Raw genomic sequence first — 22667 nt, forward strand, 5'->3', positions numbered from 1 at the left:
AGAGGATGACTATGATTTCTAAATGGGCGAAACGCTTTTACCAGATGGCAGAACTAGTGGCGTCTTGGAGTAAGGACCCATCAACACAAGTCGGTGCCGTTATTACTAAACAGAATCGCATTGTATCTGTTGGATTTAATGGCTATCCGCATGGTGTTTCTGACAGTGTCGACACCGATGAGCGCGAGTTGAAATACCTTAAAACACTGCACGCGGAAGAGAACGCAATTTTGTTCTCAAAACGTGACTTAGACGGATGTGATATTTGGGTAACGCATTTTCCTTGCCCTAACTGCGCGGCAAAGATCATTCAAACAGGGATCTCACACGTACACTGCCCTGAGCAGTCTGAAGACTTTTTATCTCGCTGGGGAGATAAAATCCAAGTCAGTCAAGATATGTTCGATCAAGCGGGTGTGAAAGTCGACTGGTTACCACTAGAAGACATTGAAATTGAAGACAAAGACGTGCGCTAGTATTCCATCTTAATATTTAAATAGCCCAGGAAGATCTGGGCTATTTTGTTATTAAATCTGCAAGAGGTCTCGACGTAGTCTTTTAACTGTGTTTTTTCGCTGTGAGCTCAGCAATTTTGACAATAACGAGTACTGATTTTTCCATCATTTCAACAGAAATAAACTCATGAATTCCGTGGAAGTTAAAACCACCGGTGAAGATATTCGGGCACGGCAAACCCATAAAAGATAAACGAGCACCATCTGTACCACCACGAATAGGTTTTATAATCGGTTCCACATCACACGCTTCCATCGCTTGCTTTGCCAGCTCAATGATATGAGGGTAAGGCTCAACCATTTCTCTCATATTGTAATAGCTGTCTTTTATTTTTAGCTCTACAGAACCATGGCGTAAACCCGTGTTCATTTCATCGACGAGTTTCTGCATAAAGGCTTTTCGATCCTCAAGTCTTTGACGGTCAAAGTCTCTAATAATGTAACCTAGCTCGCTTCGTGCAACGCCCATTTCTGCCGATTTTAGATGGAAGAACCCTTCGTAACCTTCGGTTGTTTCCGGAGTTTGATCTTGGGGCATTTGAACTTGAAATTTCGCAGCCAAGTTCATCGCATTGACCATTTTGCCTTTTGCAGTACCTGGATGAACGCTAACACCATGAAAAATTACATCAGCGTTTGCTGCATTAAAGTTTTCGTATTCCAATTCACCTTGCGGGCCACCATCTATAGTGTATGCCCATTTCGCGCCAAATTTTTTAACATCAAACAAATCTGCACCACGACCGATTTCTTCATCCGGAGTAAAGCCGATACAAATGTCGCCGTGTGGAATGTCTGGGTTTTCCAGTAGCAGAGCTACCGCGGAAAGAATCTCTGCGATACCGGCTTTGTTATCCGCGCCAAGTAATGTAGTGCCATCGGTAGTAATAAGATTGTGGCCATGTAGGTGATGTAAATCTGGGTATTGCACGGGAGATAACACTTCATCCCCCAACCCTAATGCAATATCGCCACCCTGGTAATCTTCGATGAATTGCGGCTTTACGTTTTTGCCAGATGCATCCGGCGCGGTATCCATATGGGCAATGAAGCCGATAGGAGGAACCGCATAATCAACATTGGCTGGCAGTTTAGCCATCAAGTAGCCATTTTTATCCAAAGTCACGTCACTTAAGCCAAGTTCGAGCATCTCTTTTTTAAGTAACTCAGCAAACACAAGCTGGCCAGGTGAACTTGGGCAAAGCGTCACATGTGGATTGGATTGGGTATCAAACGTGACGTATCGAAGAAATCTTTCAACTAAATGTTTCATATTTATTCTCATTGTTTTGTACGATGAGGCCTTATCACGCATTGATAATCTGACGTTGCCTCATCAAACCTCACGCTATGTTACGCTCTTAGCTCAATAAGAATTTGCTTTGAATCATTTTTTGATAAGAAAGGCTTTTGCGCTTTGCTTTCGCTCATTGAGGTATGAATTTAATCTAAAAGTTCCTCAGCCAGTACTCGCCACTCTTTAACCTTTTCACGAAAATGACGCCATTGCTTATCGGTCATCGAACGAGAAACATCTAATGTCAGTTGATCAACCAATGCAAAGTTAGAGTCAATATTCAGAGAAAGCTGCTCACTATAATAACTCTCTGGTTCGAACAAGAGTCGCATAAATATATCTTGATAAGTCACAACATTAGATTTGTTGTCGAACAAGTATTCGAGCTCTTGATATACCGTGGCTCGATAATCTCTCCATAAAGGGCTGTTTAAAATAACTTGCTGAGAAAATGTTTGAGCTAATTGACGCTGATTTCCTGATAGATTCCCTAGCCATTCTTCCATCCACTCTTCAGTGTTATCCAGAATAATTTCACGCACTTCATCTTCTGTCTTATCGGCATATTTTGCGTTTCGCTCTTGATAATGTTCTTGTACATTACTCAAAAACTCGCGTTCTTGCTCTTTCGTTAATTGCAAACTTAACGCAAAAAGATCTGGTGCTGCTTTGCTGACCACTCTATCGTAATGCGCTCGCATTCTATCTCGATTTTGTTGTAAGTAATTTAAGGTGATATCGCTCGCTTTTAATCTCTCAAGGTCTTTTAGATGTTCGATATATAATGGTAACTCCTCTTTCTTGTGCCAGTCTGCCAACAGTAATAAGCGCTCTTCCACTAGGACTTCTTGTTCCCCTTGCAACGAGACATAGTCCTCTAAGTAATCGAGCACGAACCAATCGATATTGCTGTATAAAAACTTTTTCGCACAACCGGCAAGCAGAAATACGAAACAAAATAGAAGGCCATAACGAAGCGCCTTATTAGATACATCCTTTAATTTAGTCACTTATTCGTATTCCCTTTTCTGTTGATTAAGTTCTATACTCAACCTGTATCACTTAGTATTGCGGCAAACTTACACCAGTGTGACAAATATTGATTGCCACCTTAATAATATATAGAGTTTGAAATTAACTTTTTGATCACAGCTATCCGCAAAAAAGTGAGTTAGAGCGCAATTATCGGCTAAAAAACGTACCGAACGACGCTCCCTATAACGGCATATAATTTGCATGGATGTTTTTTGGATGGTTTATGGAGGCGAAGTATGGCAGCCGCTGAGCAACTTGATACCAGTGTAGAATATGAGATTCGATATTTTGAACAGGGGAAAATGCACTGCATGAGAGTCATTGCTGAAAGCAAAAAAGTGGCTTATCAGTACTATTTGGAGTGTGGTAAGCACAACAGTGACTTGTACTCTATTCGCCCAGACAAGTAAAAAAACCGCCTAAAAGGCGGTTTTTTTATTCGTCAGAATCCATATAAATATTTGATTTTATTTATTATTATAGATTAAAATCCAACAATGTTATTTGATGTCGCCAAAGCGCTCAAGATAAAGGACGGTTGCTGCAGTACGAGAAGGAACTTGAAGCTTTTTAAGTAAACTCTTCATATGTACTTTAACCGTAGACTCAGAGATAAAAAGACGATCGGCAATTTGCTTGTTGCGGAAACCTCTTGCCACCTCTCTTAAGATCTGCAATTCACGATCGGTCAGTGTATCAAACACGTCCTCTTGCTCTGAACGTTCACTCAAATACTTAGAAACTTCTTGGCTGTATGCCTTGTCCCCTTGGTGCGCTTGTTTTAGCAACTCAACCAACTCATCAGGCTCAGTGTCTTTCAATAAATAGCCATCGGCACCACTTCGAACTATTGCTTCTATATCTGCTGGGCTATCTGAAACGGTTAGAATGACAATTCTGGCTTCACAGCCATCTGCACGCAGTGCTTGCAAAGTATCAAGGCCAGACATGCCTTTCATATTAAGATCAAGAAGTACAAGATCCAGTTCTAGCTCATGCGCTTTCGCTACTGCATCCGCGCCATTACTTGCTTCTGCAATGACCTCAAACTCAGGCTCAAAGCTTAAAAGCTGGTGGATACCTCTTCGCATGAGTGGATGATCATCCACCAGCATTACTTTACACACTGTCACTGTTTACTTCCTTACTATGTTGGAATTCTAATTTTACGGTACAACCTTTGTTTATCGATGCTTCGATGTGCAGATCGGCATGCAGTCTAGCGGCCCGCTCTTGCATGATACTCATACCGTAATGATTTAATTTTTCGTCTTGATGTTCAAAGCCTATTCCATCGTCGCTAACGGTTACTGTGACTTTTCCATCATTATCGAGACATTGAATGTGAATATTATCTGCTTGCGCATGTTTGATTGCATTAATTGCCGCTTCTCTTATCAACTGTAGTAAATGAACCTGCTGATGTGCATCCAGTTCAGTTGATGAAAGTCTATTTTTTAGCGTAATGTCCGCAGCAGTTTGTTCACTGAGCGTTTCAACCATGTCTTGCAATGCTTGGCCAAAACTGCCCTCTTTAATCGTAAGACGAAACGTCGTCAGTAACTCGCGTAACTGCGTATACGCGGCAGATAAGCCCGTATCTAGCTCAGCAATAACTTGATTAGCCTGCGCGATCGCCTTTTCGTCAGGCAAGTTCTTTACGCTTCTCTTTAACAAAGCGACCTGAATTTTTAAGTAAGAGAGTGCTTGAGCCAATGAATCATGCAACTCCCGAGCAATAGTGGCTCGCTCTTCCATCAGCAGAATTTGTTCTGCTTGGCGCTGCGCCCGATTGTAATACACGGCGCGTGATAAAATCTGCACGAAGTTGTCAATAAGAGCCTCGTTCGGACAAGGTAACCCTGCTTTCCAATATAAATAGCCCAAGTGCTCACCATCTAGCATCAGGGCTTTACCGTGGCAATCTTCATCACAATCTTGGCAGCATTCTTCTCCTTCCATCAATATCCAGCTCGGTTCTCCCAGCTGCTCGATTTCAAGTTTGACCGCTTTAATGCCCTCAAGACTGACGATATGCTGCAAAATCGCCTGGAAATTGTCTTGATTAATACGCGACGCCGTGAGTTCTTTTGACGAGTCATACAGCACTTCTAAAGACTGGTTGGCATGCTGCAATTTACGTGTTTTCTCATCAACCGCTTGTTCTAATCCTCGGTACAACTTACCAAGGTCTGTCGCCATCCGGTTAAAGGTTCGAGTCAGTATTCCCATTTCATTATCGCTGGATACATTGAGCGATATATTGAATGAGCGATTTTTAATTTGCTCGCTAGCAAAAACTAAGGCACGCAGAGGCCGAACAACTTCGAGGCGCACAAAATGAACGACAAACATACTGACACAAAGGATGCCACCCAACCCTAACCCGCCGATCCAGGCTAAGTTAATCAGTTTTTGCTCCGAAAAGCTTTGCAGCTTAAATACAAACTCATCGATTTGTTCAACAAAACCGGCCACTAGGAGTTGATATTCTGCCGGGTTGTCTCCTCTCAGCACCGCCTTGAGTTCATGCCATCTGATAATAAGACGGTAGTAATCGTGAGTGATGTCTTCAGGCACAGACCAATGCTGAAGCGCTTTCATTGAAGGTGAATATATCGAATGTTCAAATGCGTCAATATGTGAAGAATAGTCAACAGATTTAACCTGAATATCATTCGCCAGACGGTAGCTTTGCATTCGCATCGAGCCAGCAACATTGACGGCTTCAGCATCGTTCAAACTGGACGCTAACGTAAAAATCGCAAAACCAGTCGTAGCGACTGAGAGCAGCAAAATAAGAAGCATCGCGGACGCAATCGTGCGCGTCACCGACTTTTTCACATTTTTAAACAATCTGAGTTCCTCGCCCATTAACAATCCTATTTTTACGTGCAATGAACCCATTACCTTTCAACTTTATCAATATGTGATCACCTGCGACGGAATTTATTGATCCAAAACAATATTGCATACCATTTACCCCCTAAGAGGTATTTATACAAATATGTCAAAAACTACAATTTCGTTAGTTTAAATGACAGTTTATTAATGAAAATTGTGGACTATGCTTAGTTTGGGTTCCAAGTTTCGAGGTGACTAAGTGGTAGACCTTTCCAGAAGAAGACTCTTTGCAAGAAAAGCGCACCCCGACAACGCCGTACGTTTGCCTTGGTTAACTAAACCGCAACAGTTTACGGACGATTGCACTCGCTGCGGTAAATGCATTGAGGCCTGTGAAACAAAGATTATAACCAAAAGTGATGGCGGATTCCCCTCGGTCGATTTTTCCATCGATGAATGCACATTTTGCTATCAATGTGCAAACGCCTGTCCTGAGCCCCTTTTCTTGCCAGAAACAGAACAACCTTGGCAAGCAAAAGCAAGTATCAACGATAACTGCTTAGCAAAACAAAATGTCGAATGCCGAAGTTGTGGGGATATGTGCGACCCGATGGCAATTCAGTTCAAATTAGAACTGGGGAAAGTAGCACAACCCAATTTAGACCTTGATGAGTGTAACGGCTGCGGCGCCTGTGTTTCAGTGTGCCCGACTTCATCCATCAATGTGAGCAATACAACAGCCTAAGCCGAATGTCGTCGGCCAAAGGCAATAAAAATAAATGAGAGAGCTATATGTCACTAAATGAAGTGCATATTTCAAGTTTGGTAGTACATGTGCTGCCGGAACATTTGGACGAAATCAAACAAAAGATAGAAGCACACGAAAATGCGGAAATCTATGGTGACAGTCCTGAAGGCAAGATTATCGTCGTACTTGAAACTGAGAACCAAGGTTTCATCACAGACACTATCGATGCCATTAACAATTTACCGAACGTCTTAAGCACGGTATTGGTTTATCACCAAATCGAAACTGGGCTTGAAGAAACGGATGAAGAAGACACTGGAACACAACATTCCCAAATCGAGGGTGAAGTATGAAAATGACAAGACGTGCGTTTGTGAAAGCAAACGCGGCTGCATCAGCTGCTGCTGTCGCAGGTGTGACACTACCAGCATCTGCAGCCAACCTGATTGCAAGCTCTGATCAAACCAAAATCACATGGGACAAAGCACCTTGTCGTTTCTGTGGTACAGGCTGTTCTGTTCTTGTTGGCACTCAAAACGGCAAAGTGGTAGCAACACAGGGTGACCCAGAAGCACCAGTAAACAAAGGTCTGAACTGTATCAAAGGTTACTTCCTTTCTAAGATCATGTACGGTCAAGACCGTCTAACTCAACCGATGCTACGAATGAAAGATGGCAAATTCCACAAAGATGGTGAATTTACACCTATCTCTTGGGATGACGCTTTCGACATCATGGCTGAGAAATGGAAAGCTTCCCTCGAGAAAAAAGGCCCAACAAGCGTAGGTATGTTTGGCTCAGGCCAATGGACAGTAATGGAAGGCTACGCTGCGTCAAAGTTAATGAAAGCAGGCTTCCGATCAAACAACATTGATCCAAACGCTCGTCACTGTATGGCTTCTGCCGTTGTAGGTTTCATGCGCGCATTCGGTATCGATGAGCCAATGGGTTGTTACGATGACTTCGAGAACGCAGACGCTTTCGTTCTTTGGGGCTCAAACATGGCAGAGATGCACCCGGTTCTATGGACTCGCATTACTGACCGCCGCCTAAGCCACCCTCACGTTAAAGTGAACGTGCTTTCTACTTACTACCATCGTTCATTTGAGTTGGCTGACCACGGCTACATTTTCAATCCTCAGTCTGACCTTGCAATTGCTAACTTCATCGCAAACTACATCATCGAAAACGATGCAGTAAACTGGGACTTCGTGAACAAACACACGAACTTCACTCAAGCAGACACTGACATCGGCTACGGTCTACGTGACGACGATCCGCTACAAAAAGCAGCGAAGAACCCGAACTCTGGCAAACTCACTTCTATCTCATTCGAAGAGTACAAGAAATCAGTAGCGCCATACACAGTAGAGAAAGCATCTGAAATCTCTGGTGTTGAGAAAGAGAAGCTTATCGAGCTTGCGAAGCAATACGCGGATCCAAACACGAAAGTGATGTCTCTATGGACGATGGGTATGAACCAGCATACTCGTGGTGTATGGATGAATAACTTGGTTTACAACATCCACCTACTAACCGGTAAGATCTCGACTCCGGGGAACAGCCCATTCTCACTAACGGGCCAACCATCAGCATGTGGTACCGCTCGTGAGGTTGGTACGTTTGCTCACCGCCTACCAGCGGATATGGTGGTTGCTAACCCTAAACACCGTAAGATTGCAGAAGACATCTGGAAACTGCCAGAAGGTACGATTCCACCAAAACCTGGCTTCCACGCCGTATTGCAAGACCGTATGCTGAATGACGGCGTTCTGAACTGTTACTGGGTTCAATGTAACAACAACATGCAAGCCGGTCCAAACATCAATACAGAACGTCTTCCAGGTTACCGCAACCCAGAAAACTTCATCGTTGTGTCTGACCCATACCCGACAGCAACAGCACAAGCAGCAGACCTTATTCTTCCTACCGCAATGTGGATTGAAAAAGAAGGTGCTTACGGTAACGCAGAGCGTCGTACCCAAGCTTGGTACCAACAAGTGGGCACAGTCGGTCAAGCAAAATCGGACCTTTGGCAACTAATGGAGTTCTCGAAACGCTTCAAAATGGAAGAAGTGTGGCCTGAAGAGCTTCTAGCGAAAGCGCCTCAATACCGTGGTAAAACAATGTACGACGTACTTTACCGCAATGGTAACGTCGACAAATTCCCTATCGAAGAAGCTCGTGAACTGAATGACGATGCTCACCACTTCGGTTTCTATGTTCAAAAAGGTCTGTTTGAGGAATACGCAACATTTGGCCGTGGTCACGGGCATGATTTGGCTCCATACGACCGCTACCACCAAGTACGTGGTCTACGTTGGCCTGTTGTTGATGGTAAGGAAACACAGTGGCGCTTTAAAGAAGGTTCAGACCCATACGCGAAAGAAGGTTCTGGTTGGGACTTCTACGGCAATGCTGACGGCAAAGCGAAGATCATTTCCGCGCCATACGAAGCGCCACCAGAAGTACCGAACGATGAATTTGATATGTGGTTATGTACTGGTCGTGTTCTTGAACATTGGCACACAGGCACCATGACTCGTCGTGTACCTGAATTATACAAAGCAGTACCAGACGCAGTGTGTTACATGCACCCAGAAGACGCAAAAGCACGCAATGTTCGTCGTGGTGAAGAAGTACTCATGGCAAACAAACGCGGTGAAGTACGCGTTCGTGTTGAAACTCGCGGTCGTAACCGTCCGCCAAAAGGCTTGGTATTCGTACCGTTCTTTGATGCACGTATTTTGATTAACAAGCTTATCCTAGATGCGACTGATCCACTGTCTAAACAGACAGACTTTAAGAAGTGCCCAGTCAAAATCACTAAGATTGCTTAACCTTCAGATACTGAATGCTACGGCCGTCATTATGGCGGCCTAATAAAGAATTTAAGCCATAAAGGCGGAGATGAAATGATGAAAAAATTACTTGTCGCAGTTTTATCTGTAGGTGCGTTAGTGACAGGCATTGCGCAAGCTGAGTTGGATAATCCAGGTGGTATTGGTGGTCTAGAATCTTTACGTGGAATGTCTCAATTGGAAGATACGCGTCCAGCAGACGAGTTCAAAGACTTCCCTAAAGATCAAATTGTTGAAGACAGCTATGTTTATCAACCACCGTTGATCCCACACAGCATTCGTCACTACGAAATTTCGTTAAATGCTAACAAGTGTCTTGCATGCCATAGTTGGAAAAATGCAAAAGAGTCAGGTGCGACTAAAATTAGCGTAACGCACTATGTAAACAGAGAAGATGCGGTACTGGCAGATATGTCTCCTCGTCGTTACTTCTGTTTGCAATGTCACGTTCCACAAACGGATGCAAAACCACTAGTGGAAAACGAGTTTAAGGCAGTCGATTCGCTTCAGTAATTGAAACGCGAGTACTAAGAGGTTACTTATGAAAATACTTAAAGCGTTTTGGAAGAGACTGTCGAGCCCGAGTAAAGCTGCCGCTGGTGTGGTTTTATTTCTAGGCTTCGCTGGTGGCCTTCTATTTTGGGGCGCATTCAACACAGGTATGGAAGCAACCAACACAGAAGAATTCTGTTCTGGCTGTCACGCGCCGATCGTTGCTGAAATTCAAGAAACAATTCACTACTCCAACCGCTCTGGTGTTCGTGCGATTTGTTCAGACTGTCACGTTCCTCATGAATGGACGGATAAGATCGTTCGTAAAGTACAGGCATCTAAAGAGCTATTTGCACACTTCGTAACGAAGACGATCGATACGCCAGAGAAGTTCCAAGAGCGTCGTGGACACCTCGCAGAGCGAGAGTGGGCACGTATGAAGAAGAATGACTCTCTTGAATGTCGTAACTGTCATGAGTTTGATTTCATGGATTACTCTCAGCAAGGATCACGTGCGGCAGAACAACACTCCACCGCTCTAGCTTCAGGCGAGAAAACATGTGTAGACTGTCACAAAGGTATTGCGCACAAACTACCAGACATGAGCGGCGTTGAAGGCTGGCACTAAGGAGACTTACCATGAGTACATTAGAATCTGTAATTTGGCATATCCTTGGCTACAGTGCTATGCCAGTGATTATTCTTTCCGGCTTTGTGGCGGTAGCAGCAATCTCTCTCTGGCTGCTGTCATTTGGTAAGGATAAAGAGGTGTAACGTAACGCATCTCTACTCGTCAACTAGCCTATTTGTTGACACTGAGCGCCGAGCAAATGCTCGGCGCTTTTTATTTATTGCTCAATGGTACTGCCAACAATAAATAAACAAGCAATCATACATAAAAAAAGCGACCATAAAGGCCGCTAAGATTTACTGCTATAGGGAGTTGTTTAAGATTCTTTTACTGGCAGAACCTGTTTGACGTATTGTCCTGGCGCTTCATCAATAACCGGATGGTTTTCTGAGCCAATAGGGAAAGGCTCAACTTGCTCTTTAGGGTTGAATTGGAGTAACCACTCGTTCCAGTGTGTCCACCACGATCCCTCTTTGTGTTCCGCGTTATTCAACCACTCATCAGCAGAGTCATCCAAATTATCGTTCAACCAATAACCATACTTATTTTTAGCTGGAGGGTTCACGATGCCCGCAATATGACCAGACTCACCGAGGACAAACGTTTTGTTACCACCCGTGTTCAGCGCACCACGGTAAGTTCCCTGCCATAACGCAATGTGGTCTTCTTTCGTTGACACAAAATAGCTAGGAATTTTGATCTTATTTAGATCAATCCATACTCCACCAATTTTGACGCCTTTATCTTGCACCAGCTTGTTCTCTAAATAGAGCTCGCGAAGCAAGAAATTGTGAGATGCAGCGCTGACGTTGGTGCTATCGCTATTCCAGTACAACAAGTCGAAATCAACCGGACTGTTACCCTTCAAGTAATTGTCGACGTAGTAGTTCCAGTACAAGCTGTTTTCACGCAGTAAACTAAACGTCACGCTTAAGGAACGGCCGTCCATATACCCTTTTGCGTTATTTTGCGCTTCAATTGCACTAACAATGGTGTCATTGATATACGCGCCGACTTCACCTGGTTGAGAGAAGTCGAGCAACGTGGTGAAGAAAGTAGCAGACTTAATGCGCTTCTTCATACGTTTTGCAGCGTAGTACGCAACCGTGCTTGCTAAAACAGTACCACCAATACAATAACCAGCAGCATTGATTTGCTCTTGTCCTGTTATGTCTTCAATTGCAGCGACGGCTTTCACTGCGCCTTCTGTCACGTAGTCACCAAACTCTATGTGCGCTTGTGCCTTGCCTGGATTGCGCCAAGACATCATAAATACACTGTGCCCCTGCTCTAACAACCATCGAACCATTGAGTTCTTTGCCGTTAAATCAAGGATGTAGTATTTGTTGATGAAAGGTGGGACGATGAGCAGCGGCGTCGCATTCACTTTCTCTGTTAGAGGTCGATATTGAATCAACTCAAACAATTCGTTTTGAAAAACCACATTACCCTGTGTCGTCGCAACGTCATCGCCCACGCGGAATGCATTGTTATTCGTCATACGAATTTTTAAAATGTCTGCGCTCGACTCAACGTCTTCTTTCAACTGCTCTAAGCCTGCCAGTAAGTTTTGACCGTTTTGCTCAAGTGTCAGCTTCAAAAGCTCTGGGTTAGTGGCGATGAAGTTGGAAGGAGAAAGGGCGTTAATGGCTTGGCGAGAGAAAAAAATAATACGTTCTTTCGTCTTTTCATCTAAGCCTTCCAAGGACTCGATGGTGTCCAGATAGGTCTTACTAAATAAAAGGTAGGATTGTTTGATGAAGCTATACATGGCTTCATTTTGCCACGCTTCGTTTGAGAAACGCTTATCCCCTTTTTCAGCTTCGACGATTTGTGCTTGGTTCCCTGCCAATGCAACATTCTGCCAAATTTGCAGCTGCTGTTCCCACCACTGTGCTTGCAGCTTTAAAATCGCAGCAGGCTGATTCGCAGCTTGTTCGAACAGTTTGGCAGTATCCTCAAAGTTCACTTCTTGCATGGCCTTGTTTAAAGGAGAGTTCACGACTGCCTTGTTCACTTCGAAATCATGCCACCACTGATGATTGGTTTCCTGAAGCTTCACAAGATAGTCCGAAAAGAAGTGTTGAAACATAGTCTTACTCCTATATTCGGAAAAAACAACGCCGCCCAAATCTAGGGGCGGCGAGAATCGGACAAATTACGCTGGAGTAACAGTCTTTAGATTTTCCGAAGTCATTTTCTCAACGTCTTCTTTGAACTCTTTTGCAATCGCTTGAAGCTTGTTGCTGTCATCCATCATTTGTTGAGAAAGTTTAGTAAGTACGCTTAGTTGCTGACTGTTGAAAGCAGTCAATGACGTTACGTCTTTGATTTCTGTCGCTGCTTTCATCTGGTTTAGACCCACTTCACTGTATGTGCGAATGGCGTTCAATTGAAGCTCGGTCAACACTTCTACGTTTTTTGTCACTAGCTTGTTGAACTTCAAGTAAGGTTCTAGATTTTTTTCAGTTTGATCGCTAAATGTTTTGAAGAAATCTGTGTACATGGTTTGTCTCCTAGAGAAAGAATTAAAAATGTCCGTTTAAATAATTACTTAACTGTCTTTACAACCACAGCCGTGCCCATGCCGCCGCCCACACAAAGTGAAGCAACGCCATATTGACCATTTTGCTTATGAAGCTCGTGAACCAGCGTGACTAAGATTCGGTTGCCAGAAGCACCAAGCGGGTGTCCTAGCGCGATAGCACCACCGTTAAAGTTCGCTTTATCTTGAATCGCGTTAACTGGAACTTGGTTTGTTTCCGCCAACTGATGAATCACGCCAAGTGCTTGCGCTGCAAATGCTTCGTTTAACTCGTAAACGTCGATGTCGTGTACACTGAGTTCCGCTTTTGCGAGTGCTTTATTGACGGACTCAACAGGACCTAGGCCCATGATCTTCGGATCAAGACCCGATTGCGCATAGCTTACGATCTCAGAAAGCGGCGTTAATCCATGCGCTTTAACTGCGCTTTCAGACGCCACGATAATCGCACTCGCGCCATCGTTAATGCCTGATGCATTACCCGCAGTCACAGTGCCTTCGCGGTCAAAAGCAGGACGTAGCTTGCTTAAGGCTTCCATTGTCGCGTTCGCTTTTGGGTATTCATCCGTATCAAACATCACGGTTTCACGGCGTTGCTTTACTTCCACTGGCACAATTTCGTCTTGAAATTTGCCAGCTTCGATAGCGGCTACCGCTTTCTGTTGGCTAGACAGCGCGTATTCGTCTTGCTGCTGGCGAGTTAAGCCGATTTGTTTTGCTACGTTTTCTGCCGTCACACCCATGTGATATTGGTTGTAAACATCGGTTAAACCGTCCGCTACGAGCAGATCTTTTAGCTCCAGATTGCCCATTTTGTTGCCATCACGAATGCTGCTTGGTGCAGCAAACGGAATCTGCGACATGACTTCAACACCCGCTGCAACAACGATCTCAGCATCGCCACTACGGATATGGGACACGGCATCCATGACCGTTTTCATGCCACTACCGCAAACCATGTTTACGCCATATGCAGGAACAGATTCAGGAATCCCCGCAAACAGTGCCGCTTGGCGGCCAACACCCATTCCTTGACCTGCACCAACAACGTTGCCAACAATCACTTCGTCAACCTTGTCGCCAGGTAACTTTGCCGCTTCCAACGCGCCTTTAATCGCTACTGCTGCCAGATCGCCAGCAGAAGTATTTTTCAGGCTGCCACCAAAAGCACCAATTGGAGTACGCTTCGCCGCTACGATAAATACTTTTTCCATCATCTTCTCTCCTTAGTGCATGTATAGGCCGCCGTTCACCGACAAAGTCTCTCCGGTGATGTAGGCGCCTGCATCGCTGACCAAGAAGCTCACTGATGCTGCAATTTCTTCTGGTGTCGCAAGACGTTTCATTGGAATTTGGTTCGTGATGGATTCCAGCACTTCTGGCTTCATTTGCTCAACCATTGGCGTACCCGTGTAACCCGGAGCGATAACATTAACTGTCACACCCGAGCGAGCACCTTCGTATGCTAAGGCTTTAGAGAAACCGATCACCCCAGCTTTCGCCGCCGAGTAGTTTGCTTGACCAAACTGCCCTTTAAGACCATTGACTGAAGAGATATTGATGACACGACCACCGCCTTTTTCGCACATTGCAGCAAAGAGGGGTTGCGTAACGTTGAATAAACTATTGAGGTTGGTATTGATGACATCATTCCAAGCTTGCGCAGTCATCTTTTTAAACACGCCATCACGTGTGATTCCTGCGTTGTTGACAACAACATCAATGGTTCCTTCCTCCCCAAGCAATTGCGCCAATTTCTCTGCACACTCTGTCGTGTTTGTTACATCCAACTCAAAAAGGCGAACCTGATCTTTGGTAAACCCTTTGCTGTTGAACCACTCCAGCGCACATTCGTAGTTACCTGTGAAATATGTAGCAATTACACGGTAACCATCATTAACTAATTGAGAGGAAATAGCAGAACCAATTCCGCCTTTTGATCCAGTGATCAAAGCGACTTTCTTCATTGAAGACTCCATTCTTAACGGCATTTAAAAAGCAAACTTAATACACTGATGAAATAGTTCACCAACTGACGTGTTTATTTATTCTTTTGACAACCAATCCCGTGCTGCCTTTATTTTAAGTTAACCTAGAAATATTACATTTCAAATAAAAAACTCACCCAATTGCATAAGATTGATTTAGATCTCATTACCCGTGAAATGTTATAAAATGGTTAATTTTACATAAGTCATTGTTTTAAATCACACTTCCACAAAAGCCACACCAACAGAAATAGAAACATAATTATTAAATATCATGCAGTTACATACAGAATGGTAGACGTTACATTATGTCATGATTTAAGATCTGAATTTTAAGCCTATATGATTACAACAAACTTGAGATTAGAATAATAATTCAATTATCAGTAAAAATAATTATCAAACATATCATTTAATTACTGCATTTAATGATAATTTAGTTATCAATTCGATTATTTTAATACAGTGATGATTAATACCGATAAAATATAATAAATTAAATATATTTAATCTAAAAATGATATAAGATCTTGTCTCATACTGGTGCAATACGCACTATTATGACGCATAGATTAAAATATAATTTCATTTTAAATTTATATATTCGAATAACATCAACTAGCTACTAGTGAAAGTAATCGTTCGCTTTGTAGTAGCATCCTTTTCCACTTTGCACTATCTTTGTGGCTTCTCTTTAATCACTAAATCATCAACAGATATGAATCTTGCATTGCTCAGTATGTTCATCCCTACTTTCTTTTTTGTCTCAATCACGCCTGGTATGTGCATGACTCTCGCCCTAACGTTAGGTATGAGTATCGGTTATCGTCGCACGTTATGGATGATGATAGGAGAGCTTCTCGGTGTTGCGCTGGTGTCAGTCTCTGCGGTGTTAGGTATCGCTGCGATTATGCTCAATTATCCTTGGATGTTTATCGCGTTAAAGTTCATTGGTGGCGGTTATTTACTCTATCTTGGTGTTGAAATGTGGCGATCGCGAGGGAAACTTGCGATTAATGTCGACAACTTAGAAACACCAAAGAGTGACAATATCGCACTTATCATGCAAGGCTTCGTTACCGCAATCGCAAACCCAAAAGGCTGGGCATTTATGATTTCTCTTTTACCGCCTTTTATAGACCAAAACGCAGCGCTTGCACCGCAACTGATCATACTTGTCTCCATTATTTTACTGTTTGAGTTCATTTGCATGTCTCTGTACGCTACTGGTGGTAAAGGGTTGAAACACGTATTAGGTCAGTCTAAGAATGTACGTCTAATGAACCGTATCGCAGGCACTTTAATGATGGGAGTTGGTGTCTGGTTGCTACTAAGTTAAGGCAAACTGGAAACAATGAAAAATATTCTGAATAAAATCGCTAAAGTCATGGGTGAAGTATTGGACTTTCAAGCCCGAGTTTGGGTTGTGAACGTCTATAGCGGTGAGCATAAAGGCGAGTCTTATGTCGTTAATGAAGATACTTTCTCTGTACCTCTTCAGTGGATGAAGAAGAAAGGCTACCAAGAGCCAATGTTGAATAAAGTCGAAGCAATGAAGCGCTCACAGATCTTAGAGTTCGATTTGGGACGAGTAAAACATCGTCTGATGCGCGTGAAATAAGCACAAAAAAAGCGCCACTCAAAATGAGTGGCGCAAGCACTTTTACCTTAAAAGAACGATGCTATGGCGCAGCGTCGATCTCAACAGGCAGATAATGTTTCGGCTCCAGTTTCAACCACTCTGGCAGCACGGTACCAATCGAAATCGATGACCATGTACCAGACAGAACACCAATAAACATCGCGGTTGAGAAACCAGCCAAAGGCGCTCCTCCCATAATCCATAATGCACCAACAGTGATCAATGTCGTACCAGATGTCACCATGGTGCGTGAAAACGTCGCGATAACAGCTTGATCATTGATGTCTTCTGTTTTCCAACTCTGTTTCGCAATCAACAGCTCACGGATTCGGTCTGCAATGATGATAGAGTCATTCAATGAGTAACCTAAAATTGCTAACACCGCTGCAAAAACGGTTAAGTTGAACTCCATTTGAGTAACTGCAAAAAAACCAAGCACTAAGATCACATCATGGGCCAAAGCAAACAGTGAACCACTGGCCAAACGCCACTCAAAACGGAAACACAAGTAACCGAGAATACTCAACACACAAATCAACAATGCTAAGCCACCTTGTTCAAACAAGTCTTGGCCAACTTGAGCGCCAACTATACTGTTGCTGACAACATCAACTTGGTGAGAGATTGGCTTCAACACCTCTTCTACACTTGGCAACGTTTGTCCATCTTCCGGCGCAGAGTAACGAATCACCCAACGGCCATCTTCACCAGAGCGTGTCACTGACGCAGATTCACCAAGCTTTGGTTGCAGAACGTCAAGCAGATCATGGTTAGTTAGCTGCTTATCTACCTTTACTTCTGTCACCATACCGCCAGTGAAGTCCAAACCTAGGTTCAACCCTTTAAAGCCTAGAGCGACGATCGCGATCACCGTTAAAATGATGGAAACTAGCGTAGTAAAGTAGCGAATTTTACGAATATTTTGTTTTAGCATTTCGACCATGATTAAACCCTCACATCACGACGGGCATCGCGGCCCCAAATTAAATTGATCATTGCTCTAGAGGCAAATACGCCTGTAAACATACTGGTTAACAAACCTAATCCGAGTGTTAAGGCAAAGCCTTGGATTGGGCCATTACCGATGGCGTACAAAATCACGGCGGTGATCATGGTAGTAATGTTGGCATCAAGGATGGTCGAGAATGCGCTGTCAAAGCCAAGATCAATCGCTTGAGCGAAGCTGCGGCCTTCACGCATTTTGTCCTTAATACGTTCAAAGATAATAACGTTGGTGTCTACTGCCATACCGACGGTTAACACTAAACCGGCAATACCCGGAAGCGTTAGAACCGCTCCTGGTAACAAGGCGATTAAGCCAAGCAAACAAAGCATGTTGGCACAAAGCGCCACGTTTGCTACCCAACCTAAGCGGCGGTACCAAAGTGCCATAAAGGTCAGTGTTAGTCCCATACCTAAAGCCAGTGCTGCAAAACCGTTTTCAATGTTTTCTGCCCCCAGAGAAGCACCGATTGTTCGCTCTTCCACAATAGTAACCGGCGCGGTCAGTGACCCCGCGCGAAGCAATAGCGCCAACTGCTGCGCATCGTCCATGCTACCTGCCCCAGTAATACGGAACTGGCTACCAAGCTGAGATTGAATAGTCGCGACGCTGATAACGCGCTCACTACGCTCAGTTACACCGCGATCGTTTGTTTTGTATTCACGGTAAACGGTCGCCATTGGCTTGCCGATGTGAGTTGCTGAGAAGTCACTCATTTTCTTACCACCAGCGTGATCAAGAGAAATATTGACTTCTGACATGCCCATTTTGTCGACACCAGCACGAGCGTTCACGATGTGCTCGCCCGTTAGAACTGGTCGTTTTGACAAGATCACAGTACGACCATCATTATCTTGAAGAACAAGATCTTGGCTGCTGTGTGCTTGGCTCGCATCTTTCACTTCATAAAACGCCAAGCTTGCTGTTGCACCAATAACGTTTTTCGCTTGAGCAGGATCTTGTACACCAGGGAGTTCAATTCGAATGCTCTCTTTACCTTGGCGTTGCACTAGCGCTTCTGTGATACCAAGTTCTTCAATACGACCACGCATGATCTTCAGGTTTTGTTGAAGAGTCGACGATTGAAATTCTTGGATATTTTGTTCACTCGGTTCAAGCACAAAGCCACGAGATGAACTTTTTGAAATCCAGCCCGGGTAATTTTGACGCAAAAACTTGTTCACTTCCGACAATGCTTGCTCGCTGTCACTGTTTACCGTAATTCGGTTGCCGCTTTCTGCTCGAACTTGCACACCACGAACACGTTGATCACGTAGGTTCGCTTTGATTTCATCAATCAACGCATCACGTTGTTCTTCAAACGCTTTATTCACATCAACATTCAACAAGAACTGAACGCCACCACGAAGGTCAAGACCGAGCTTAATTGGGCTAAAGCCCATCTCATTCAACCATTCTGGCGCAACCGATACGTATGAGAAAGTGATGCTGTCGTCTTTATTTAGCTCTTTGTTTAACAACGCACGAGCTTTACTTTGCGCATCTTCACCATCGAATACAATGGTTGTTTTGCCGTCTTTTTCGATGATTTTGTCTGCTGAAATATGGTTGGTTTTTAGCAGTTGATTCAGATGAACAACCGACATTTCACTGTTGTTTTGATCCGCAAACGTCAACTGGATAGAAGGCTGTTCGCCAAACCAAGTTGGTATAGCACTTAGGGTTAAAATAATGACTGTCGTAATTAATACGACATATTTCCAAGCTGAGTAGTGATTCATCAGCTTTCTGTTCTTTTGCTGCTTTGGTGTTTTTTTCATGTAAACATCATCCCTTCACGATGAAGTGAAGCTTTTAATAACAAGGCTTAACACACGACAGATGCTCCCAGAATAAATTCAGGGTATGAAATGCTCAGAACGCTCACGTCCTGTCGAATACAATCGTCGTGTTAAGAGTGCACAATGGTGCAAATAGATGGTGTTTAGGCAGAAAACTGACTATTGAGTGCGACGTACATGGCATTGGTCTCTTTCCAACCAGAAATGCGATGATCGCTTGTGAAATGATAAAATGTGGACTGGTTGTGACGCCAGTTAATGTCCATCAAGCTGTATGCGTAACCCGCATCAGCGTAAAACGGAGTAGTGAGATCGCCGACAAAATCTACGTGCTCGTCATCAAGCCCTTCCCGTAAGTAAGACGTCCAGCGCTGAGAGTTAAACAAAGCAACGGAATCGAGACTTGCATGGCCTTCAGATACTGGAGATTGAGAGCTTTCTTCTGAAACTTCAGAAAAATCGACGGAAGAGTTTGGCGATACACTTACGGCTACAAAAGGTTGTAGCTTAGAAAAGTGCGGTACGTGAGCCTTGTGATCGATTTGCGCAGCAGATACATGCACTGGTAGCAATACCATTGCAAATAGCAGCAAAATCAACTTTCTAAGGTAAATCCAAGACATAGGAACTCACTAAAAACACAAAGAGCCAAGTTAGGTCACTTGACTCGTTGATAGTATTCCTATTGATTATGGTTAACAACTAAAAAGTTATAAATCTCTGATTTCAGGTTTGCATCGTTATTGCATTTATCAAAACGTCTTTAGAGAACTAGTGTAATTGGTGGTGAGTTATCGATAAAAAATATCGCCCTTATCAACATCTAAGTAGATCTTGTTCTCTTGCTCCAAACCGCCACAATAGATGAAGTAAACGTTGCGCTTTTTGAACGTCACAGAACGAACCCAGCCTCCGAGCTCCTCAAAATCACTCGGATCACAGGTTTTATCGTCTAACAATTGCTGTGTTTTCTTACGGAAAATATCCAAGTGAACTTTTAAATCATCCGACTTCTGTAGGTATTCATCCAATATCTCTAAGCGCTCTTGCTCTTTAATAACTGGCTCTGCATCCGATAACCCTTCAGCATTCAACCATTCGGCTTTTTCTTCTCCACCCTCTTCATAGACAAGATAGCCGGAGATTCGGTACCACCCATCTACTTTTTCTAACACCGATACTTTTTCTCCCTTATAGAGCGTATCGACAACTAAAGCATTAAGGTTAGGCTTGTTGTAAACATTGACACGACGCTCAATAACGTAGTACTCGGTAACTTCCGGGGGAGCGGCTTCTAAATCCAGAATCGGTTTGGATGTTTCTTTTTGCAGTGACGATTGCTCGACTTGTGTAGCCTTTGGTGCTTCAGGTTCATCTTTCTGCATAAAGAAGAAATAGTATCCAGCCCCCGCTCCGCCGAGCAACAGCATGACAATCAATGCGACGAGAATTTTCTTCATGCCCTTTTCCTTTTCATTCTTTATTCTTATCCCACCAGCAGCACGCATGTCGTAGAAATTTGGGTATATACTCAAAAGAGCAGGTCAACTAACGCGAGCAATAATGATCAACAGACTCAATTGGATACTACTATTTCTTCTGTTCCCGATAACGGGGCACGCCAATATTCAATGTAACCCATCGTCGTGGAATGACAATCTTACCCAATTCAATCGTTTAGAGTCCAATTACAATCAGCATGTTGAGGTATTCAATACACTTTTAACCGAACATAAACAGCGTCAGTTATTGTCCGAAACCTTTTCACTGCATGAGCTCGTGCTACTTTGGCGTGCCAAGTCGAACCAAAATGTGTTCAAAGCGCAATTAAAAGCATCGATTCAATACAAAGAAGAGCTCACAACTAAAGCGAATCAACTGCTTAAATTGAGCACACAATCCCAATGGTCAGCTAATGGGTGGGAGATCCTGGCCCAAAAGTGCCGCGAGTCAAACAAAACCGTCAATCAAATAACTGCGGAATGGTATAACACCAACGCTTTGGAACTTGCTGAAGATTACAAGCGCCTCTCTTCACAATATCAAACTCTGTCACAAGTCTATGATAAAGAAGCTCGAGCGCTTCAATACGCTCAAGATGTTTCGAAGTAAAAACAGAGCCAGTTTTGAATAGACGATGTTGGTTTTTCACTCCAATATTGGACGTTATTCGTGCTTTTTTCTTTCCTTAGTCGTGAATGATATCAAATGTAAATAATGGGATTGTTCTCTTTGACAAACTTGACTAAACCATGACCAAGACAATCAATTTATAGAGACATACGTCACATTAATGCTTTACTTATGGACATTTTTTGGTTAGTTTAGCCATTAATAAAATTTAATAAAAAGTCACATTTGGCTGGAGATGATGCTACAAACATGGTTATCAATCGATTAAGTAACAGGGAATGTCCTAATGCTACCAAAGCCAAGTTTTTGTCAGTAGTTAGGCACGTAAAAGAGTTCGGTTCAATCAGTGATTTGGATCTGTGTAAAATCTTCGGAGAAACAATATGGAGTGATGGGAGGGAATACCATTCAGCCGCGTTCTCATTCAAGGTTGATAGATACACAGGTAACTGTGAAATCTCACAATACAAAAACCAATAAGGCTTAAGAATTTATAAAGCGGAGTCAGGAAACGGACTCCGCTTTTTTGATCATGGCAATCGTAAAGTCGTGCTCGGAGTACCCCTCAATCAATCGTGTATTCGGACACAGCAACCGACAATAGCGAAAGACACCTTCTTTATTGTGCGACGCTAACATTTTCATGCTGGGTAGTTTGGATTCATCCAACAAGTTAAACACACAACCTTTCTCTGTCGCTCGGAACATTTTATCAATCATTTCAATGGCATGATTTGGGTTGGTGGATTGATAGTTCAATGATCCGGAAGCAAAAACAAAATCGCAACGAGGCAATACCAACGTTGAAAAGTCGCCACATATAAACTTACTTTGCGTACGAAAATCTCGTTTTCTGGCTTCAGAGATAAATTGTTTTTGCTGATCAATGCCAATATAGCTTTGAGGAAGCCCCCCCGTAAGTTCGATAAACGCTAACAAGTCTCCGTAGCCGCACCCAATATCTAAAATACTTGAACCGTCTAACGTTAACCCTCGACACAACGCCTCAAAACGGCTGATCTGACTATACTTATCTGCCCATCCCAGAGTTCGGGCTCTGTCTTTACCAAACTGTCTATATCGCTTTCGATGATAGTGGGCAATCTTAAGTCTATCGAAAAATTTCATCTTT

At 43.4% G+C, this 22667-nt stretch carries 24 protein-coding genes; 11 read left to right on the forward strand and 13 right to left on the reverse strand.

Translation table 11 applies throughout. From position 1 onward, the window contains the following. Positions 1-11: 11 nt before the first annotated feature. Positions 12-476 (forward strand): dCMP deaminase family protein, encoded by a 465-nt coding sequence (locus R7040_RS20575; protein ID WP_005373515.1) that lies wholly within the window; start codon positions 12-14, stop codon positions 474-476. Between the two features lie 82 nt (positions 477-558). Here R7040_RS20575 and pepT read toward each other — a convergent pair whose 3' ends face one another. Further along, the gene (gene pepT, locus R7040_RS20580; protein WP_017819893.1) at positions 559-1788 is read right to left on the reverse strand and encodes a peptidase T; all 1230 of its coding nucleotides are present in this window, start codon (positions 1786-1788) and stop codon (positions 559-561) included. A gap of 170 nt (positions 1789-1958) precedes the next feature. Beyond that, a complete protein-coding gene (locus R7040_RS20585; RefSeq protein WP_064354854.1) occupies positions 1959-2822 on the reverse strand; it encodes a DUF6279 family lipoprotein in 864 nt (287 codons plus the stop codon). Between the two features lie 261 nt (positions 2823-3083). Here R7040_RS20585 and R7040_RS20590 point away from each other — a divergent pair, with 261 nt between their 5' ends. Continuing rightward, positions 3084-3257 carry a hypothetical protein gene (locus tag R7040_RS20590; protein ID WP_005373524.1) on the forward strand — a complete coding sequence of 58 codons (174 nt, stop codon included), beginning with the start codon at positions 3084-3086 and terminating at the stop codon, positions 3255-3257. Positions 3258-3347: 90 nt separating this feature from the next. On the opposite strand, the gene R7040_RS20595 is transcribed toward R7040_RS20590, so the two are convergent. Both R7040_RS20595 and narQ read right to left on the reverse strand, forming a co-directional pair. Next, a complete protein-coding gene (locus R7040_RS20595; protein WP_064354870.1) occupies positions 3348-3962 on the reverse strand; it encodes a response regulator in 615 nt (204 codons plus the stop codon). A 4-nt stretch (positions 3963-3966) separates the two neighbouring features. Next, positions 3967-5703 (reverse strand): nitrate/nitrite two-component system sensor histidine kinase NarQ, encoded by a 1737-nt coding sequence (gene narQ, locus R7040_RS20600; protein WP_025767926.1) that lies wholly within the window; start codon positions 5701-5703, stop codon positions 3967-3969. Positions 5704-5950: 247 nt separating this feature from the next. Between narQ and napF the strand changes: the two genes are divergently transcribed. From napF to R7040_RS20630, 6 genes are all read left to right on the forward strand, one after another. Beyond that, entirely contained in the window at positions 5951-6436 is a 486-nt protein-coding gene (gene napF, locus R7040_RS20605) for a ferredoxin-type protein NapF (RefSeq protein ID WP_005373529.1), read from the forward strand. 47 nt (positions 6437-6483) lie between these two features. Beyond that, complete coding sequence (locus R7040_RS20610) at positions 6484-6792, forward strand: chaperone NapD (RefSeq protein WP_005373535.1); 309 nt, start codon at positions 6484-6486, stop codon at positions 6790-6792. Then, on the forward strand, positions 6789-9278 hold the full coding sequence (gene napA / locus R7040_RS20615; protein WP_005389060.1) for a periplasmic nitrate reductase subunit alpha: 2490 nt from the start codon (positions 6789-6791) through the stop codon (positions 9276-9278). The genes R7040_RS20610 and napA overlap by 4 nt, the downstream gene beginning before the upstream one ends. Positions 9279-9356: 78 nt before the next feature. Next, positions 9357-9812 carry a nitrate reductase cytochrome c-type subunit gene (locus R7040_RS20620; RefSeq protein ID WP_005389061.1) on the forward strand — a complete coding sequence of 152 codons (456 nt, stop codon included), beginning with the start codon at positions 9357-9359 and terminating at the stop codon, positions 9810-9812. A gap of 28 nt (positions 9813-9840) precedes the next feature. Next, positions 9841-10419, forward strand: coding sequence for a NapC/NirT family cytochrome c (locus R7040_RS20625; protein ID WP_005373542.1), 579 nt, complete (start codon positions 9841-9843; stop codon positions 10417-10419). 11 nt (positions 10420-10430) lie between these two features. Continuing rightward, positions 10431-10565, forward strand: a complete 135-nt coding sequence (locus R7040_RS20630; RefSeq protein WP_005373546.1) for a TIGR02808 family protein — start codon at positions 10431-10433, stop codon at positions 10563-10565. A gap of 173 nt (positions 10566-10738) precedes the next feature. Here the strand turns inward: R7040_RS20630 and phaC are convergent, their stop codons facing one another. From phaC to R7040_RS20650, 4 genes are all read right to left on the reverse strand, one after another. Then, positions 10739-12514 (reverse strand): class I poly(R)-hydroxyalkanoic acid synthase, encoded by a 1776-nt coding sequence (gene phaC, locus R7040_RS20635; protein WP_064354855.1) that lies wholly within the window; start codon positions 12512-12514, stop codon positions 10739-10741. Positions 12515-12580: 66 nt separating this feature from the next. Then, on the reverse strand, positions 12581-12928 hold the full coding sequence (locus R7040_RS20640) for a phasin family protein (protein WP_005373550.1): 348 nt from the start codon (positions 12926-12928) through the stop codon (positions 12581-12583). A 44-nt stretch (positions 12929-12972) separates the two neighbouring features. Continuing rightward, positions 12973-14181 (reverse strand): acetyl-CoA C-acetyltransferase, encoded by a 1209-nt coding sequence (locus tag R7040_RS20645; protein WP_064354871.1) that lies wholly within the window; start codon positions 14179-14181, stop codon positions 12973-12975. A gap of 12 nt (positions 14182-14193) precedes the next feature. Then, entirely contained in the window at positions 14194-14934 is a 741-nt protein-coding gene (locus R7040_RS20650) for an SDR family oxidoreductase (RefSeq protein ID WP_064354856.1), read from the reverse strand. A 739-nt stretch (positions 14935-15673) separates the two neighbouring features. Here R7040_RS20650 and R7040_RS20655 point away from each other — a divergent pair. After that, positions 15674-16294 carry a LysE family translocator gene (locus R7040_RS20655; RefSeq protein WP_021035942.1) on the forward strand — a complete coding sequence of 207 codons (621 nt, stop codon included), beginning with the start codon at positions 15674-15676 and terminating at the stop codon, positions 16292-16294. A 15-nt stretch (positions 16295-16309) separates the two neighbouring features. Continuing rightward, on the forward strand, positions 16310-16576 hold the full coding sequence (locus tag R7040_RS20660) for a hypothetical protein (RefSeq protein WP_064354857.1): 267 nt from the start codon (positions 16310-16312) through the stop codon (positions 16574-16576). Between the two features lie 61 nt (positions 16577-16637). On the opposite strand, the gene secF is transcribed toward R7040_RS20660, so the two are convergent. The 4 genes from secF to R7040_RS20680 form a co-directional block, all read right to left on the reverse strand. Next, positions 16638-17540 carry a protein translocase subunit SecF gene (secF, locus tag R7040_RS20665; RefSeq protein ID WP_054577769.1) on the reverse strand — a complete coding sequence of 301 codons (903 nt, stop codon included), beginning with the start codon at positions 17538-17540 and terminating at the stop codon, positions 16638-16640. A 2-nt stretch (positions 17541-17542) separates the two neighbouring features. Then, positions 17543-19381 (reverse strand): protein translocase subunit SecD, encoded by a 1839-nt coding sequence (secD, locus tag R7040_RS20670; RefSeq protein WP_053349261.1) that lies wholly within the window; start codon positions 19379-19381, stop codon positions 17543-17545. A gap of 164 nt (positions 19382-19545) precedes the next feature. Continuing rightward, positions 19546-20025: a hypothetical protein gene (locus R7040_RS20675; protein WP_064354858.1), complete on the reverse strand. Its 480-nt coding sequence runs from the start codon at positions 20023-20025 to the stop codon at positions 19546-19548. Positions 20026-20193: 168 nt separating this feature from the next. After that, positions 20194-20862 (reverse strand): SH3 domain-containing protein, encoded by a 669-nt coding sequence (locus R7040_RS20680; RefSeq protein WP_318096951.1) that lies wholly within the window; start codon positions 20860-20862, stop codon positions 20194-20196. A 103-nt stretch (positions 20863-20965) separates the two neighbouring features. On the opposite strand from R7040_RS20680, the gene R7040_RS20685 reads away from it, so the two are divergent. Beyond that, positions 20966-21514, forward strand: a complete 549-nt coding sequence (locus R7040_RS20685; RefSeq protein WP_064354859.1) for a hypothetical protein — start codon at positions 20966-20968, stop codon at positions 21512-21514. 525 nt (positions 21515-22039) lie between these two features. Here the strand turns inward: R7040_RS20685 and R7040_RS20695 are convergent. Further along, complete coding sequence (locus R7040_RS20695; RefSeq protein ID WP_017819884.1) at positions 22040-22663, reverse strand: class I SAM-dependent methyltransferase; 624 nt, start codon at positions 22661-22663, stop codon at positions 22040-22042. Positions 22664-22667: the final 4 nt, after the last annotated feature.

This window comes from Vibrio sp. 1069 (genome assembly GCF_033340555.1).